The organism is Photorhabdus sp. RW14-46 (genome assembly GCF_963887965.1).
GTDB classification, from domain to species: Bacteria; Pseudomonadota; Gammaproteobacteria; order Enterobacterales; family Enterobacteriaceae; genus Photorhabdus; species Photorhabdus laumondii.
In genome coordinates this window covers 174534-190320 of sequence record NZ_CAWPHH010000003.1, presented here as the reverse complement: position 1 = coordinate 190320, position 15787 = coordinate 174534, and the positions used below count along the sequence as shown (strand labels likewise).

16 protein-coding genes are annotated in these 15787 nt (G+C 44.7%); 13 read left to right on the top strand and 3 right to left on the bottom strand.

All coding sequences use genetic code 11. The annotated features are described in order from the left end of the window. Positions 1 to 346 precede the first annotated feature (346 nt). From AACQ38_RS04320 to flgA, 3 genes are all read right to left on the bottom strand, one after another. Positions 347 to 787 carry a flagella synthesis protein FlgN gene (locus AACQ38_RS04320; RefSeq protein ID WP_165577497.1) on the bottom strand — a complete coding sequence of 147 codons (441 nt, stop codon included), beginning with the start codon at positions 785 to 787 and terminating at the stop codon, positions 347 to 349. Between the two features lie 11 nt (positions 788 to 798). Continuing rightward, positions 799 to 1101, bottom strand: coding sequence for a flagellar biosynthesis anti-sigma factor FlgM (flgM, locus tag AACQ38_RS04315; RefSeq protein WP_011146175.1), 303 nt, complete (start codon positions 1099 to 1101; stop codon positions 799 to 801). Between the two features lie 124 nt (positions 1102 to 1225). Then, complete coding sequence (gene flgA, locus AACQ38_RS04310) at positions 1226 to 1885, bottom strand: flagellar basal body P-ring formation chaperone FlgA (protein WP_165577496.1); 660 nt, start codon at positions 1883 to 1885, stop codon at positions 1226 to 1228. Positions 1886 to 2144: 259 nt separating this feature from the next. Here flgA and flgB point away from each other — a divergent pair, with 259 nt between their 5' ends. The 13 genes from flgB (at position 2145) to AACQ38_RS04245 (ending at position 15769) form a co-directional block, all read left to right on the top strand. Further along, positions 2145 to 2558: a flagellar basal body rod protein FlgB gene (gene flgB, locus AACQ38_RS04305; RefSeq protein WP_011146177.1), complete on the top strand. Its 414-nt coding sequence runs from the start codon at positions 2145 to 2147 to the stop codon at positions 2556 to 2558. A 5-nt stretch (positions 2559 to 2563) separates the two neighbouring features. Further along, positions 2564 to 2968, top strand: a complete 405-nt coding sequence (gene flgC / locus AACQ38_RS04300; protein WP_065824386.1) for a flagellar basal body rod protein FlgC — start codon at positions 2564 to 2566, stop codon at positions 2966 to 2968. Positions 2969 to 2980: 12 nt separating this feature from the next. Further along, positions 2981 to 3676, top strand: a complete 696-nt coding sequence (gene flgD, locus AACQ38_RS04295; RefSeq protein ID WP_011146179.1) for a flagellar hook assembly protein FlgD — start codon at positions 2981 to 2983, stop codon at positions 3674 to 3676. Between the two features lie 27 nt (positions 3677 to 3703). Continuing rightward, positions 3704 to 4918: a flagellar hook protein FlgE gene (gene flgE, locus AACQ38_RS04290; RefSeq protein WP_165577495.1), complete on the top strand. Its 1215-nt coding sequence runs from the start codon at positions 3704 to 3706 to the stop codon at positions 4916 to 4918. An 18-nt stretch (positions 4919 to 4936) separates the two neighbouring features. Further along, the gene (locus AACQ38_RS04285; RefSeq protein ID WP_165577494.1) at positions 4937 to 5692 is read left to right on the top strand and encodes a flagellar basal body rod protein FlgF; all 756 of its coding nucleotides are present in this window, start codon (positions 4937 to 4939) and stop codon (positions 5690 to 5692) included. Between the two features lie 23 nt (positions 5693 to 5715). Further along, positions 5716 to 6498, top strand: a complete 783-nt coding sequence (flgG, locus tag AACQ38_RS04280) for a flagellar basal-body rod protein FlgG (protein WP_011146182.1) — start codon at positions 5716 to 5718, stop codon at positions 6496 to 6498. Positions 6499 to 6635: 137 nt separating this feature from the next. Further along, positions 6636 to 7325, top strand: coding sequence for a flagellar basal body L-ring protein FlgH (locus AACQ38_RS04275; protein WP_173362523.1), 690 nt, complete (start codon positions 6636 to 6638; stop codon positions 7323 to 7325). 12 nt (positions 7326 to 7337) lie between these two features. Beyond that, positions 7338 to 8447, top strand: a complete 1110-nt coding sequence (locus AACQ38_RS04270) for a flagellar basal body P-ring protein FlgI (protein ID WP_165577493.1) — start codon at positions 7338 to 7340, stop codon at positions 8445 to 8447. Next, positions 8447 to 9388, top strand: a complete 942-nt coding sequence (gene flgJ / locus AACQ38_RS04265; protein WP_165577492.1) for a flagellar assembly peptidoglycan hydrolase FlgJ — start codon at positions 8447 to 8449, stop codon at positions 9386 to 9388. The genes AACQ38_RS04270 and flgJ overlap by 1 nt, the downstream gene beginning before the upstream one ends. 251 nt (positions 9389 to 9639) lie before the next feature. Continuing rightward, positions 9640 to 11286: a flagellar hook-associated protein FlgK gene (flgK, locus tag AACQ38_RS04260; protein WP_165577491.1), complete on the top strand. Its 1647-nt coding sequence runs from the start codon at positions 9640 to 9642 to the stop codon at positions 11284 to 11286. A 74-nt stretch (positions 11287 to 11360) separates the two neighbouring features. Then, entirely contained in the window at positions 11361 to 12326 is a 966-nt protein-coding gene (gene flgL / locus AACQ38_RS04255) for a flagellar hook-associated protein FlgL (RefSeq protein ID WP_165577490.1), read from the top strand. Positions 12327 to 12959: 633 nt separating this feature from the next. Next, positions 12960 to 14927 carry a type VI secretion system Vgr family protein gene (tssI, locus tag AACQ38_RS04250; protein ID WP_165577489.1) on the top strand — a complete coding sequence of 656 codons (1968 nt, stop codon included), beginning with the start codon at positions 12960 to 12962 and terminating at the stop codon, positions 14925 to 14927. Continuing rightward, positions 14927 to 15769, top strand: a complete 843-nt coding sequence (locus AACQ38_RS04245; protein WP_165577488.1) for a DUF4123 domain-containing protein — start codon at positions 14927 to 14929, stop codon at positions 15767 to 15769. The genes tssI and AACQ38_RS04245 overlap by 1 nt, the downstream gene beginning before the upstream one ends. Positions 15770 to 15787 lie beyond the last annotated feature (18 nt).

Genomic DNA, 15787 nt, shown 5'->3' with positions numbered 1-15787 from the left:
CAATGTATTATTCCCAAGGTAGATTAATGAAATGAAGAATGTTCTCGCTGTTAATTTTGATAGTTACCCATTGTTGCTTATTCCTATTTTGCAATATATTTTTGTAACACGCAAAACATTATAGTTGTGCAATTGTTATATTGACTTACAAATGGTGATTTTTGCTAATCCGTTCTTCCCCGATTGCAACAACTGTTTCACAGTACATTTCGTTTCGTTTGAATTATTCATGCTTGAGGACTCCGTGAGCAGCGACGAAGCTCGGGTTGAACAGGAAGGGTGGGCTTACAGATACTATCAAAACAATAAAAAGTAGCACTACCGCAATGGGCGGTAATGCACTGAATCAAACCTGAACTTTGTGGCCGGAAAGCATGCTGTGACGGGCAGCCTGGCCGTCTGAACCGTAAAGCGAGGGGCTATGATGGCTTTTTAGGAAAGCAATGGCTTTACTATTCAAATCAAGATGCCGGGTTAACAACGAACCGTTATGAGTGTTTAAATCACGAACCCGGATAACCGCTTTGCCGATCTGTTGCCATAATGTGGCCAGCAAAGGTTGTTTATCATAAGGCGCAATAATGTTTAATGCTTTGCTCAAATTAAGACGTTGCTGTTCTGAATGGCTAAGCGCGGACAACAGGAAAATTTTTCGTTCTGTTATCTGGTGCAAATCTCGTGCTTCAATAAAACCCTCGCACAAAATACGCTGTTCTTCCGCCACAGTTTGGGTCAGCGAGGTCAAATAGGTCACTTGCTGTTCGAGTAATTGTTGAAGTTCTTCCATAGCGGGTTTAATTATTTCTTATCGTATTGAAAGTTTTCGGCGGCTTCTTTGAGCAGAGCGTCTGCTATTTTACCGCTGTTCATTTTTAAGCTTCCCTGAGCAATAGCTTCTTTCAACTTTTGCACCTTTTGGATATTGATATCCTGGCTGCTTGGTTGAACCAGTTTTGTTTGTGCTTCGCTCAGTTTTACTTGTGCATCGCTGCTTTGTAAGGTAACGCCGGCGGTTTTTCGGGTGCCCTGGGCGCTTTCATTAGTTGGTCGCTGTTGAACAGCAGCGATAGCTAATAAGGGGTGAGTGCGTTCGATACTCATAATCATTATCCTTTATGGCCAGGCATAGGTTCACCTATGGATCGGAGCAGGTTACATGCCATTTGCATACCTGCAAATCGTGCTCTGCTGGTTATATCGGCACAGTGAAAGAAAACTTTAGAACTTATAACATGATTTTTACATTGCCGTTTTCTAATGCCTGGCCGGTTATAACATGCCCTGAATGTATTCTAACTCTGACTTTATCAGAAATAGCGGCGTTATTAATAGCTTTCCCTTCGTTTCGTATCTGAAAGCCATTTCCCTGTATAATCACCGCCACACACTGGCCTGACCGTACAACCCACGGGCGGCGTAACATATTATGCGTAATCGCCTGCCCCGCCGGGATGTTACGTATCGCAATACTATTTTTTATCTCATTTTTGTTAATGACCAGATCATGCGGTAGTCTTTCCAGTAATCCTCTTCTGACCTGAAAATCTTTATCTGACAAAACATCATTACGCGAGATAGCTCGGCGGGTAACCAGATAATTCCCTGTCACACTGACAGCGACTTGAATGAATTTGCGTTGTTGATGGCAGATAACAGGTAAAGAGAGATTTCCCCAATTTTGACCACCGATAGCGGGTTGAATTTCTGGCCGTTCACACTGAGGCCATTGTTGTTCAGGGGTTCTGATGTTAACAGAAACTTTGTAATGATTATCCCTATGTATCTGCTGGAAATAGTGCTCCATAGCTTGGGGTAAATTATTGCCCCATGCCATCGAAGTGATAAAGAAAAATGCGAACAGCCCGATAATATTTATAGCTTGCATCTTCTCGCTCTCATTATTTCTGTAGGTCAATATGCTGCCGTTTAGTCGCGTAATTAGTCGCGTAATTAGTCGCGTAATTAGTCGCGTATAAGTGTACCTACATTGAATATCGGCCAATGGGATAAATAGCAATTCAATTAGCGTCTATTCATCCGATAGGCTTTTCCTTCTGCGTTTATTCTGTTTACTGCGAATTTCGCGATCGCGAACAGCGCTATTAAGTTTCACAACACAGGTCAGTCACATCAGAGGGAGGAATATGCTCGATAAATTAGATGCAGCCTTTCATTTTCAGCAGGAAGCTCTGTCATTGCGATCACGGAGACAAGAAATATTGTCCGCTAATATCGCCAATGCGGATACGCCCGGTTATCAAGCGCGGGATATTGATTTCGCCACACAACTGAAAAAAACCATTGCACACGGTCGGGTCACCGGAAACGGGATCGGGCTGACGCTGACATCCGATCGGCATATTCCTATTCAGCCTCAGAAGAGAATGGAGATGGACTTACTGTATCGGGTGCCTTATCAGCCAGCAATGGATGGCAACACGGTGGATATGGATATGGAACGCAGCAATTTTATGGATAACAGCTTGAAATATCAGGCTGAACTGACGGCGACCAGCTCTCAAGTTAAAAGCATGATGGCAGTCTTACAGCAAGGATAAGGGCAATGTCTTTACTCAGTGTTTTTGATATTGCCGGCTCGGCATTATCAGCGCAATCCCAACGATTAAATGTCAGCGCTAGCAATATGGCAAATGCCGATAGTGTTGCGGGACCTGATGGTCAGCCGTATCGGGCTAAACAGGTGGTTTTCCGTGTTGCCGCACCGGCAGGGCAGGAAACCGGTGGCGTCAGAGTCAGTGAAATTGTTGATGATCCCACCCCTTTCCGCCTTGAGTATCAGCCGGGACATCCATTGGCTGATGAAAAGGGTTATGTGCGGATGCCAAACGTTGATGTGGTCGGAGAAATGATTAACACCATTTCCGCTTCCCGTAGTTATCAAGCCAACGTTGAAGTGCTTAATACAACTAAGTCGATGATGTTGAAAACATTGACGTTAGGTCAGTAACAGGAGTGACTCATGGCGATTACCGGTTCAGTGAATGAATCACTGAATAACACGATTGTTGGAGAGCCAGTATTGGCTGGCAAGAAAAAGGGTAGTGAAGAGCTCAATAGCAACTTCATGAAATTGCTGGTCGCGCAAATGAAAAATCAAGACCCCACTAACCCGATGAAGAACAATGAGCTGACTTCCCATTTGGCGCAGATTAACACACTAGCGGGGATCGAAAAGCTGAATACCACACTGGGGTCTATTGTCGGTCAGATAAATAATAATCAGCCTGTACAGGCATCAGCTCTGATTGGGCGAGGCGTTATGATCCCTGGGAATACTATTTTGGCAGGTTTAGACAAAGAAGCTGGGAACGTCAGTACGACACCATATGGTATTGAGTTGGAAAGGCCCGCGGATAGTGTGCAAGTCACCATTATTGATAAACAAGGCGGGGTTGTACGCCAAATTGATCTCGGTGGATTGGAAGCGGGTGTCCATAGCTTCCGCCCTTGGGATGGCAAAAAAGAAGATGGCACGAATGTTGAGGATGGCGCTTATAACTTCACTATTACTGCCAGCTATAAAGGCGAACAGAGAGTATTTCAGCCGCTGAGGTTTGCGAAGGTAAATGGTGTTACTCGTGACGCGGACGGCGCTAAGCTAGATTTAGGGCGGATCGGTGCCGTCACTATGGATCAGATACGTCAAATTCTTTAACCAGCAAGAATTTTAACGGAGAATAATATGGCTTTTTCACAAGCAGTAAGTGGTTTGAATGCCGCGGCAAGTAATTTGGATGTTATTGGTAATAATATCGCTAACGCGGCGACATATGGTTTTAAATCCAGCACGGTTGCTTTTTCTGACATTTTTGCCGGTTCTCAGGTGGGACTGGGGGTAAAAGTATCGGGTGTTAATCAGAATTTTAAAGATGGTACGCCAACGACGACTAACCGAACACTTGATCTGGCGATCACGCAGGGCGGTTTTTTCCGTATGCAAGGCGGTGATGGCGGGATTTATTATTCCCGTAACGGCCAATTCAAGATGGATGAGAACCGCAATATTATCAACATGCAAGGCATGAAATTGACCGGCTATCCCGCTGCCAGCGTCAATGGTGGTGCGCCGGAGATTCAGAAAGGGGCTAACCCAGAGCCAATTACAATACCTCAAGGTATATTGATGGCTAAAGCAACAACTAAGGTTACGATGACAGCCAACCTTAATTCGATGCATAAAAAACCGACAGAGGCTTTCTCGCCGGAAAATAACGATTCTTATAACTATCCTACCAGTGTTACCACCTTTGATAGCTTGGGTAACCCACATGCTATCCAGGTTTTCTTTGTGAAAACGAATGATAACGAATGGCAGGTTCATGCTCAGGATAGTGCGGTTGAGGGCGCTAAAGCCGCTTCGTTGGGGACGTTGAAATTTGATGGCAACGGTAAACTAATTGGTGACAATAATCAGTTTACATTTAATGTTCCTTCTCTGAATGGTTCTAATGCCGCTGATATCACTATTGATTTTAATGGCAGTAAACAGCAAAAGATTGATACTGACAGCATATCAGCACCCAAGCAAGACGGTTATGCCGCAGGTGAATTCAAGGGCTACCGTATTGAGCAAGATGGCCGTGTCATCGGCACCTATACCAATGAGCAATCCCAATTATTAGGTCAGATCGTTCTGACTAACTTTGCTAACCCAGAAGGACTGGCAGCGAAGGGTGATAACGTTTGGGTAGAGACGAGTGCTTCAGGTAACCCAGTGGTTGGCATTGCGGATTCTGGCGGTTTTGGCAAATTGCTCAGTGGTTCGCTGGAAGCATCCAACGTCGATATGAGCCAGGAACTGGTTAATATGATCGTGGCGCAGCGCAACTACCAATCCAGTGCGCAAACCATTAAAACCCAAGATCAGATCCTACAAACGCTGGTCAGCATGCGCTGATAGTTTCAGGATAGCATTATGGATCATGTCATTTATACCGCAATGGGCGGTGCTCGTCAGACACTAGAACATCAGGCAGTGACGGCAAATAACCTGGCTAATGCCTCGACGCCGGGTTTTAAGGTGCAACTGGCTGCTTTGCGAGCGGTGCCTGTTGAAGGGGCTGCCTTTAATACCCGTACTTTGGTTGTGGCTTCAACGCCGGGTTCTGACAATCGTCAGGGGCCGATGAACTATACCTCTCGTCCGTTGGATGTGGCGATTGGGCAGGGGGGATATCTGGCGGTTCAGCTTGAAGATGGGTCTGAGGCTTACACGCGTAACGGCAGCATTCAGATTTCAGCGGAAGGCCAGTTAACTGTTCAAGGTAACTTGTTGATGGGGGACAACGGCCCGATCAATATTCCGCCACAGGCTGAGTTAACCCTGGCGACGGATGGTTCTATATCTGCACTGATTCCTGGTGATCCGCCAACACAGTTGGGGCAACTTGGCAGATTGAAAATGGTGAAACCGGAGAGCGATCAGCTAGTCCGCGGCGATGATGGCCTTTTTCACATGACGGAACAGGCGCAAGGGTTACAGGGTGATGTCTTGCCAGCCAGTGATGAGGTGAAATTAATGCCCGGTGTGCTTGAAGGAAGTAACGTCAACCCAATGGAAAGCATGGTGAGCATGATTGCCAATGCCCGCCGTTTTGAAATGCAGATGAAAGTCATCCATAGCTCAGATGAAAATGCACAACGTGCTAATCAGCTATTAGCAATGAGTTGATTTAGACACAGAGGATAAAACCGATGATCCGATCATTATGGATTGCTAAAACTGGGCTGGATGCCCAGCAAACCAATATGGATGTGATTGCCAACAACTTGGCAAACGTCAGCACCAATGGTTTTAAACGCCAGCGTGCCATTTTTGAAGATCTGCTTTACCAGAACATTCGTCAACCAGGGGCGATGTCATCGGAGCAAACTCGCTTACCTTCTGGTTTACAGATAGGTACTGGGGTACGCCCGGTAGCAACAGAACGTATACATAGTCAGGGAAACTTATCTGAAACTAATAACAGCCATAATGTTGCCATTAGAGGAAAGGGTTTCTTTCAGGTTCAGTTACCTGATGGTACCAGTGCTTATACCCGTGACGGTTCATTTCAGGAAGATCAAAACGGACAGTTGACAACCGCTAACGGTTTTTTGATCTTCCCTACTATTACCATTCCTGATAATGCGACGGACCTCACCATTAGCAGTGATGGTATTGTCAGTGTGAAAGTACAGGGGCAATCGGTACCTCAGCAAGTTGGTCAATTTACTCTGACAACTTTTATCAATGACAGTGGGTTAGAAAGTATCGGTGAAAACCTTTATGTAGAGACTAGCAGCTCTGGCGTACCGATTGAAAATACACCGGGAATCAATGGCGCAGGATTGCTCCAGCATAAATATGTCGAAACATCTAACGTCAATATCGCGGAAGAATTGGTCAATATGATTCAGACTCAGCGTGCTTATGAAGTTAATAGTAAAGCGGTGTCGACGTCTGATCAGATGCTACAAAAACTGACTCAGTTATAACCTAATCGTCAATCAGAACCGCGGGGGAACATTCAGTTTCCCCGTTATTCAGGGATAAATTAAGAGTATCGAAGATGGATACAATGGCTGTTGCCGAGACCAGCGCCGTTTGTCAGTTCCGCCATTTACGGAAAAATATGGCGAATAAATGGCGTTGTAGTATAGCACTGGCGGTATTGTCACTAACGGGCTGTGCGTATATACCGCAAAAACCCCTGGTTGAGGGAGCAACCACCGCCGCACCTTCTGTGGCAACTGCACCAGTCCCTAATGGTGCTATTTTTCAAGTAGTACAGCCGGTTTATTATGGTTATCAGCCGCTATTTGAAGATCGCCGACCACGAAATATTGGCGATACCCTGACGATTACATTGCAGGAAAATGTCAGCGCCAGTAAGAACTCTTCGGCTAATGCCAGCCGTAATGGGAAAAACACGTTTTCCGCAGCACTGACTCCCCGTTTCCTGAAAGGGCTAATTGGTGGAGATAAAACCGATCTGGACATGGAAGCCGAGAACACGTTTGGTGGGAAAGGCGGCGCTAATGCGAATAACACCTTTAAAGGGACGATTACCGTGACAGTCGATCGGTTACTGGCAAACGGTAACTTGCATGTGGTTGGTGAAAAGCAGATAGCTATCAATCAGGGAACCGAGTTTATTCGTTTTTCCGGTGTCGTTAACCCACGGACAATTAATGCTAATAACACGGTCAGTTCCAATCAGGTCGCTGATGCCCGCATTGAATATGTGGGGAATGGCTATATCAATGAAGCGCAGAACATGGGGTGGTTACAGCGTTTCTTCCTGAATGTTGCACCATTTTAACAGGGGATGGTTATGATAAAACAATTTGCTGTCAGCCTTCTTCTTGTATTGCTGACTCTGGTGACAACGACGGCATCAGCAGAACGTATCCGTGATCTCACCACGGTTCAAGGAGTACGGGAAAATGCGTTGATTGGTTATGGATTAGTAGTTGGGCTGGATGGAACGGGTGACCAGACGACTCAGACGCCATTTACCACCCAAAGTTTAAGCAACATGTTATCCCAATTGGGGATTACTGTTCCTCCGGGAACCAATATGCAGTTGAAAAACGTGGCTGCCGTGATGGTCACCGCGAAGTTACCGCCGTTTGGCCGTGCCGGGCAGAATATTGATGTGGTGGTTTCCTCATTGGGGAACGCGAAAAGCTTACGTGGTGGTACTTTGTTGATGACACCACTAAAAGGTGTTGATAATCAGGTCTATGCTCTGGCGCAGGGTAATATATTGGTTGGTGGTGCCGGTGCCAGCGCGGGGGGAAGCAGTGTAAAAGTCAATCAACTTGCAGGTGGTCGGATTAGTAACGGTGCAGTGATTGAACGCGAATTGCCTACCCAGTTTGGTGAAAATGGCATATTGAATCTTCAATTAAATAACGAAGATTTCACACTGGCGCAGCAGATCAGCGATACGATCAATCGTATGGGCGGAACCGGGACAGCAACGCCGTTGGATGCCCGCACAGTACAATTGCGTATGCCGAGAGATAAAAGTGCGCAGGTTAAATTCCTCTCCCATGTGCAGAATCTCACTGTCCGTGTTGATGTCGGTGATGCCAAAGTGATCGTCAACTCTCGCACCGGCTCTGTCGTGATGAATCGCAATGTCATGCTAGATAGCTGCGCTGTTGCTCAAGGGAATCTTTCTGTCATTGTCGATAATCAAGTGGTTGTTAGTCAGCCAAATACACCGTTAGCAGGTGGTAGTACCGTTGTTACTCGTAATCCCGCTGTTGCTGTCCGTGAACAAAATGGTGCGTTGCAACAGGTTAACGCCAGTGCAAGTTTGAGCCATGTTATTCAAGCATTGAATGCTCTGGGTGCGACACCGAATGATTTAATGTCAATCTTACAGGCAATGGAAAGTGCGGGTTGTTTGCGGGCGAAATTGGAGATCATTTGATGAATGATTTTTTAACCCTGCCCGGTGCGGCTTATGATGTACAGTCGGTTAACGCGTTAAAATCCAATCTGGCAAAAGATCCACAACAGGGGCTACGGCAAGTAGCCCAACAAATGGAAGGGCTCTTTGTTCAGATGATGTTGAAAAGCATGCGTTCAGCTCTGCCTAAAGAGGGCATGTTGAGCAGTGAACAGACACGACTCTATACTTCGATATACGATCAGCAAATCGCGCAGAATATTGCTCAGAAGGGGCTAGGTTTTGCCGATATGATGCTCAAGCAGCTTTCTAGCGCTAAAACGGTCCCCAGTGACATAGCGGGCAAGATACCTATGACACTGGATAACGAAATTTTGCAAACTTTGCCAAGGCAGGCGCTTGAGCAATTTATCCGTCGAACGGTACCGAAACCCGAGGTGGCACCTAAACCGCTCCCCCTGAACAGTACGAATTTTGTCTCTACGCTCTCGACCCCTGCCCGGATAGCTAGCCAACGCAGTGGTATTCCTCATTTGCTGATTATTGCTCAGGCCGCATTAGAGTCTGGTTGGGGGCAAAGAGAGATTCTGACCGCTGATGGTAAGCCAAGCCATAATCTGTTTGGTATTAAAGCGGGTAAAGGTTGGAAAGGGCCGGTAACCAATATCTTGACCACAGAATATATCAACGGTGAGCCACAGAAAATGAAGGATAACTTCCGTGTTTATGGCTCTTACGTGGAAGCGATTGAGGATTACGTCAAATTACTGACAGAGAGTCCCCGTTACGCCAACGTTGCCCGCTCTGCTACCGCGGAGCAAGGGGCTTATTCCTTACAACAGGCAGGTTATGCGACCGATCCCGGGTATGCGAAAAAACTGGTCTCAGTGATTCAACAGCTAAAAGGTGCCGGAGAGCAGGCGGTAAAAGCCTATACCTACGATTTGAGTAAACTATTCTGATCTTTATTTTGCTCAAGTTTTATTGAGTTCAGCCGATAAATTAAAGCAGTTCAGACTTTGTTTCTAGCTGAAAGATTATTTGCCGCCACCAGCGGAGACATATACCCAATGGATTTCAAGATGCATCGCGACGGCAAGGGAGTGAATCCCCGGGAGCATAGGTAACGATGTGACCGGGGTGAGCGAGTGCAGCCAACAAAGAGGCAACTTGAAAGATAACGGGTATAAATAAAACGCAAAAGGATCTTCTGATGTCCAGCAGTCTTATTAATATCGCGATGAGTGGCCTGCAAGCTGCTCAAATTGCTCTGGGAACCGTGAGTAATAACCTCGCAAATTCCAAAGTTCCTGGTTATAACCGGCAATCGACAGTTGTCAATCAAAACGGCGGCACGATGACGTCCGTTGGCTTTATCGGCAATGGTGTTACTGTCACCAGTATTAACCGTCAATATAATGAATTCATTAATCAACAACTGTCTGAGGCTCGGGCGAAACAAGGTGAATTCACCACTTATTCTCAGCAAATTTCCCAGATTGATAATTTGCTGGCAGATAAAGCGAATAACCTGTCAAACACCATTGATGACTTCTTTACCAGTTTACAAAATGTTGTCAGTAATGCGGAAGATGATGCAGCCAGAACAACAGCGATTGGTAAATCAAAGGGGCTGGTAAACCAGTTGCAAAGTGCGGATGCTTTCCTGCGTAAAATGGAAAATAACATTAATCGGGGAATCGCTAATTCGGCTGAGTCTATTAATAACTATGCGCAGCAAATTGCTAAACTCAATGGTGAAATTACCCGTATGAGAGGCGGTGGCAGTGCTGAGCCGAATGCATTACTGGATCAGCGTGATCAATTAGTCAATGAACTGAATAAGCTGGTTGGCGTGAGTGTGATTCAGCAGGATGGCGATTCTTACAATGTCTCTTTTGCGGGGGGATTGACACTGGTTCAGGGAACAACCGCTTACCGAGTAGAAGCGATTTCATCCAATGCGGATAGCAGTCGCATTACATTAGGTTATGATCGTGGTTTTGGTGATGTTGTTGAAATTGATGAAAAATTCATTGATAAAGGGCAATTAGGCGGTACATTACGGGCGCGTAGTGAAGTACTGGATAATTCCCGTAATCAGTTAAACCGATTAGCGTTGGTATTGGGCGATCAATTTAATCAGGTTCATCGTGCTGGTTTTGATTTAAAAGGCAAACCGGGTGAAGATTTCTTCACATTTAATAACCCGGATGTGATTGCCAATAGTAAAAATAAAGGTTCTGCTAATTTTAAAGTGGAATATACAGATACCTCGGTGGTAAAAGATAGTGATTATCATATTAGCTACGATGGCGCTAATTGGAAAATTCAGCGTGCCTCTGGTAAGGTTAAGGTGGATATTGCCGCCAAAGTGACAGGTAATACACTGGAATTTGATGGACTAAAAGTTGAAATAGATCCAACCAATGTAAAAGAAAACGATCGATATACACTGAAAACCGTCAGCGGTGTTATTGGCAATATGGCGGTTAATATTAAAGATGCGTCGAAATTGGCGGCTGCCGGTATTGAGGGTGGGGTGAGTGATAACGTCAATGCCAAAAAACTCATTGAATTGCAGAACAAAAAATTGGTAGAGGGTAAAGCATCATTTTCTGGTGCTTATGCTTCAATGGTCAGTACCATTGGTAACCAGACCAGCACAGCGAATGTTGATTTAGAAACTCAGAATAATATTACTAAACAACTTTACGCTGAACAGCAATCGGTTTCCGGCGTCAACGTAGATGAAGAATATGGCGCATTACAAAACTTACAGCAATATTATCTGGCGAATGCGCAAGTTATCCAGACTGTCACAACGTTATTTAATGCCATTTTGGAACTCCGTCGCTAATAAACGTGCCATTTAATAAAAAATAGCCTGAGACATCTTAGGCATTTCGCTGAATATTTAAAAGGAATGAAATTGTGCGCGTAAGTACCAATATATTGTACGACCAGAAAATGACGAGTATCACTACTGCTCAGTCGAAATGGATGCAGCAGGGAGCACAGCTATCCAGTGGTCAGCGGGTGATAAATCCATCCGATGATCCGATGGCGGCATCTCAGGGTGTCATGGTCGCTCAAGCTGAAGCTCAGAACCAGCAATATATAACGGCCCGCTCGTTTGCTAAAAACGCGATTTCCATGCAATTGAGTGTAGTATCCAAAGCTGTCGGTGTGGTTCAAGATATTCATGAAAGTTTGGTAGCCACAGTAAACGGTGTATTGAGTGACGAAGATCGTAACTCGCTGGCTATTCAACTGACAGGGTTTAAAGAACAACTGGTGAATTTGGGTAATACCACTGATGGTAATGGCCGCTATATTTTTGCCGGTTATAAAACGGATATGAAACCTTTTGATGAGAGTACAAGCGGCACAGTTAGCTATCTAGGAGGCTCTGAGGAAATAACTCAGAAAGTGGATAGCAACCGCTCTATGATTATTGGACATACCGGGAAGCAAGTCTTTCTCTCGTCTACCAGTAATCCGATAAAAGAGCCGGATGGCAACCCGAGTGAATCTGATATATTTAAAACCATAGATATGGCGATTCAGTCATTGAAAACACCATTCGTCGAAGCAGATCAAAAGAGTCGTGATGATGCGCTGGAATTGTTGAATAAGGCTAACCGCGGCGCTCGCAACGCATTGAATAATATCTCTTCGGTGGAATCGGTATTGGGTTTACAACTGAGAGAAATGGAAGACTTAGATAATTTGGGGGCGGAACGCAGCCTGGCGAATAAAAGCCGGTTAAGTCAACTGGTTGACGTAGAATGGAACTCAGCGATTTCGAATTATTATCAACAACAAGCCGTACTTCAAGCATCGTATAAGACATTTGCTGATATGAAAGGCATGTCGTTGTTTGAGATATTTCGTTAATTCGGTTTTCCTTATTTATATTAATCGCTGGTTCTCAGGCCAGCGATTTTCTCAATTAAATAATCCTGTTTTCTGTTTTCTGTTTTCTGTTTTCTGTTCTCCGTTTTTAGTGAATTTATTCTTATCAATATTTTTATTACTGATTCAGACCAGCGATTTTAGTTAATAAAATCATTATAATTCATTTTAGCGTAACCTATTCAATATATTGAAATTTTCCGCCAAAACCCCTCCTATTTATTAGAATAAAATGTTGTTATTTCAAAAAAATAAGTTGATTATTTCTTCCCTCTTCTACCCTCCCGTTCATATGTTGAACAGAGAAAAGTTTGGTTAATGAATTTGCTAGTGAATATTTTCGGTAATCATTTAACGGCCTATCCCAATAGGGCTATTTTATTTGCCCTTCTTTGCCATAAAGAGCGAACCTGGGCAGTGCTCAAAATCCTCACGTACTACGTGTACGTTCCGGTTTTTCCGCGCTGTCCGTGTTCACTGTTCATTGATAAGAATGGCCTGCAACAATTACGCCTATTGGGATAGGCTCTAAGTAAAAGAGGGTGAAATTATGGTTGTTTTACATGATCTATTTAACTTCCCGAATCTCAACCTCCTGCAATCAGGAGGAATGTAATGGCAGATTCAGGACTGGTTTTTACACTGACTGCGGGTCATCTCCCGGAGAAAACGTTTGCTGTAGTGGAGTTTACTCTAGATGAAGCACTATCAACGTTATTTTGTCTGGAGGCGACATTAACCAGTGCTGATCCAGATATTAATTTCGCTGATGTTCTGGATAATTTTGCGACACTGACCGTTTATCGTGATGGAAAACCCGAGCGCAGTATAACTGGGATTGTGACTCAATTTGAACAAAGTACGACAGGTCGTCATCGCAGTTATTATGCCTTGACCATTCAACCTGCTTTATGGCGTGCGGGATTACGGGTTAATTCCCGTATTTTTCAGCATCAATCTGTGGCTGAGATTATTGACATATTATTGAAAGAAAATGGCGTTAGAAACTTCTATTGCCAATTGCGTTATGAACATCCTGAACGGGAATTTTGTGTGCAATATGATGAGAGTGATCTGGCGTTTCTCCATCGTTTATTGGCTGATGAAGGGATGTTTTATTATTTCGATTTCACTGAGGAGCGGGGTGAACCGATAATTATTTTCATTGATTCTCATCGGATAAATAACAAATTTTCATTGCCCTATCACCCAGAATTGGATGCTACAGGAAGCCAATGCAGCATCAATCGATTCTGCTGGCGTGAACAGGTCGGGATTGCCAACATTGTGTTGAAGGATCGTACTTTTAAAAATCCGCTGTGGGGGGCTGACTGTTACTATCACGAACGCCAAATTAATCACCAGCGTTCAGATTTACCCAGTTACACTTACTATGATTTTCCCGGGCGCTTTAAAGATGAGCGTGGCGAGCGCCTGAGTCAATATCGTCTGGAAGCACTCCGCACTGACGCTATGTTTGGCCGTGCACAAAGTGACTGTTTTGCTCTGGCGCCGGCATCAGGGTTTACGCTTACTGATCATCCGAAAGAGCAATTTAATACCCTGTGGCTGGTCATTAAAATCAGTCATCACGGTAGACAGCCGCAGGCGGATGAATCCCGTTTCGGTGAAATGGGGACGACCTTAACGAACAGCTTCACCTTTGGCGATCGCAACCGGGTGTGGCGTCCCTCGCCTTATCCCAAACCGCGCATTGACGGCTTGCAAATTGCGACAGTGGTTGGCCCGGAGGGGGAAGAGATCTTCTGTGATGAATACGGGCGTGTGCGGGTGCAGTTTGCCTGGGATCAATATGGCAAATTCAATGACCAGAGTTCCTGTTGGATCAGAGTCAGTCAGGCTTGGGCTGGCAAGCGCTGGGGCATGATTGCAATCCCGCGTGTGGGGCAGGAAGTGCTGGTGGATTTTCTGCATGGCGATCCAGATCAGCCAATTATTATTGGGCGTACCTATCATGCCACTAACGTTGTGCCTAACCGTCTGCCGATAGCAAAAACCCAGATGTCAATTCGCTCAAAAACCCATAAAGGGGAGGGTTTTAATGAATTGAGATTTGAAGATGAAAAAGATCGGGAAGAGATATTTATTCATGCTCAGAAGAATCTGGCGATTCAGGTGCTGAATTCCCGGGATGAACGAATTAATTACAACCGTACAACCAGTATTGGCCATGATGACGAACTGGTGATTACCAATAACCGTAAAATAACGGTTGATGGGCAGCAGGAACACAAAACTACCGGGAACTACGTTGTTCAGGTTGAGGGTGACAAAACTTTGCAGGTCGATGGCAATGTAGCACAGAAAGTTCAAGGTATGCTCAGTATTGATACCAATGGTGATATTACGGTGCAAAGCGGCAATAAAATCAGTCTGAAAGTAGGTAATAGTTTTATCGTTATTCATGCTGATGGTGTCGATATCAAAGGTCCATCTATCAATCTGAACTCAGGGGGGAGTCCCGGAGATTTATTGCGACCGGCGGATCCGGTCATTTTGCAAGCTGCCGCCAGTGCCGGCTCCTTGTTTGTTGCACATTGTCCGAAGGAGGATAACGACTGATGGCCGCTGAAAAATATTATGCCGTCATTGACGGTGCGATTGAATACCGATTGTTTTTTATCTTGGAAAATTTTAATCCCCCCGCGGTTTGTCTTTATGATGAATCTTTACCACCTGAACGGCTTAAGGTAGCGCCTTACTTGGTGGAGGTGACAGAAAAAGTCGGACTTTATTTGGAGGAATGGCAAACATGTTGGGGAATTTGTCTTCACTCAAAAGCGGATATGAAAACATTGCGCCAGCATTTGCGTAAATATTTGCAAGTATTATTACCTGAACAGGAGAAACCGGTATTTTTCCGGTTTTATGATCCGCGTAATATCTGGGAGTTTCTCAGTGTCCTCAGTGACTGGGAAATTCACTGTTTCATGGGGCCGATAGATAAAATTGCCACCAACTATCAGGGCAATATTCAAGGTCATGATTTTCTTGCTAATAGAGAACAATATCCACGGGATGCCAGCAGCAAAAGAAAGCTATTATCGATTACGCCAGAACAACTGGAAAAGATTGAGACTGCTTTTGCTGAGCGTTATGTACAGACATTGGCAGCATTAATTATCGAATGGGAAACTATTGAGGAGTTTGATTACGTTGGTTATATCCGGGGGCTACTTACCGAATTAAAAAATATCGGTATTACGGATGATCACAGTGTCAGGGGAATATTAAAATTATTCTTCTTACGAAGATACTCATCTATTAAAGAATCGCCTACTCGTTGTAAACGCATATTAAATAAAATCTGTGAACCGGGACATATACGGGCTGAAGAGTTGCTATTACAGGAGTTAGGCGATTCATCAATACCTTGGTTCCATTTTAAAGACAAATTATTTTAATTTTGCCAGATGTGGAGG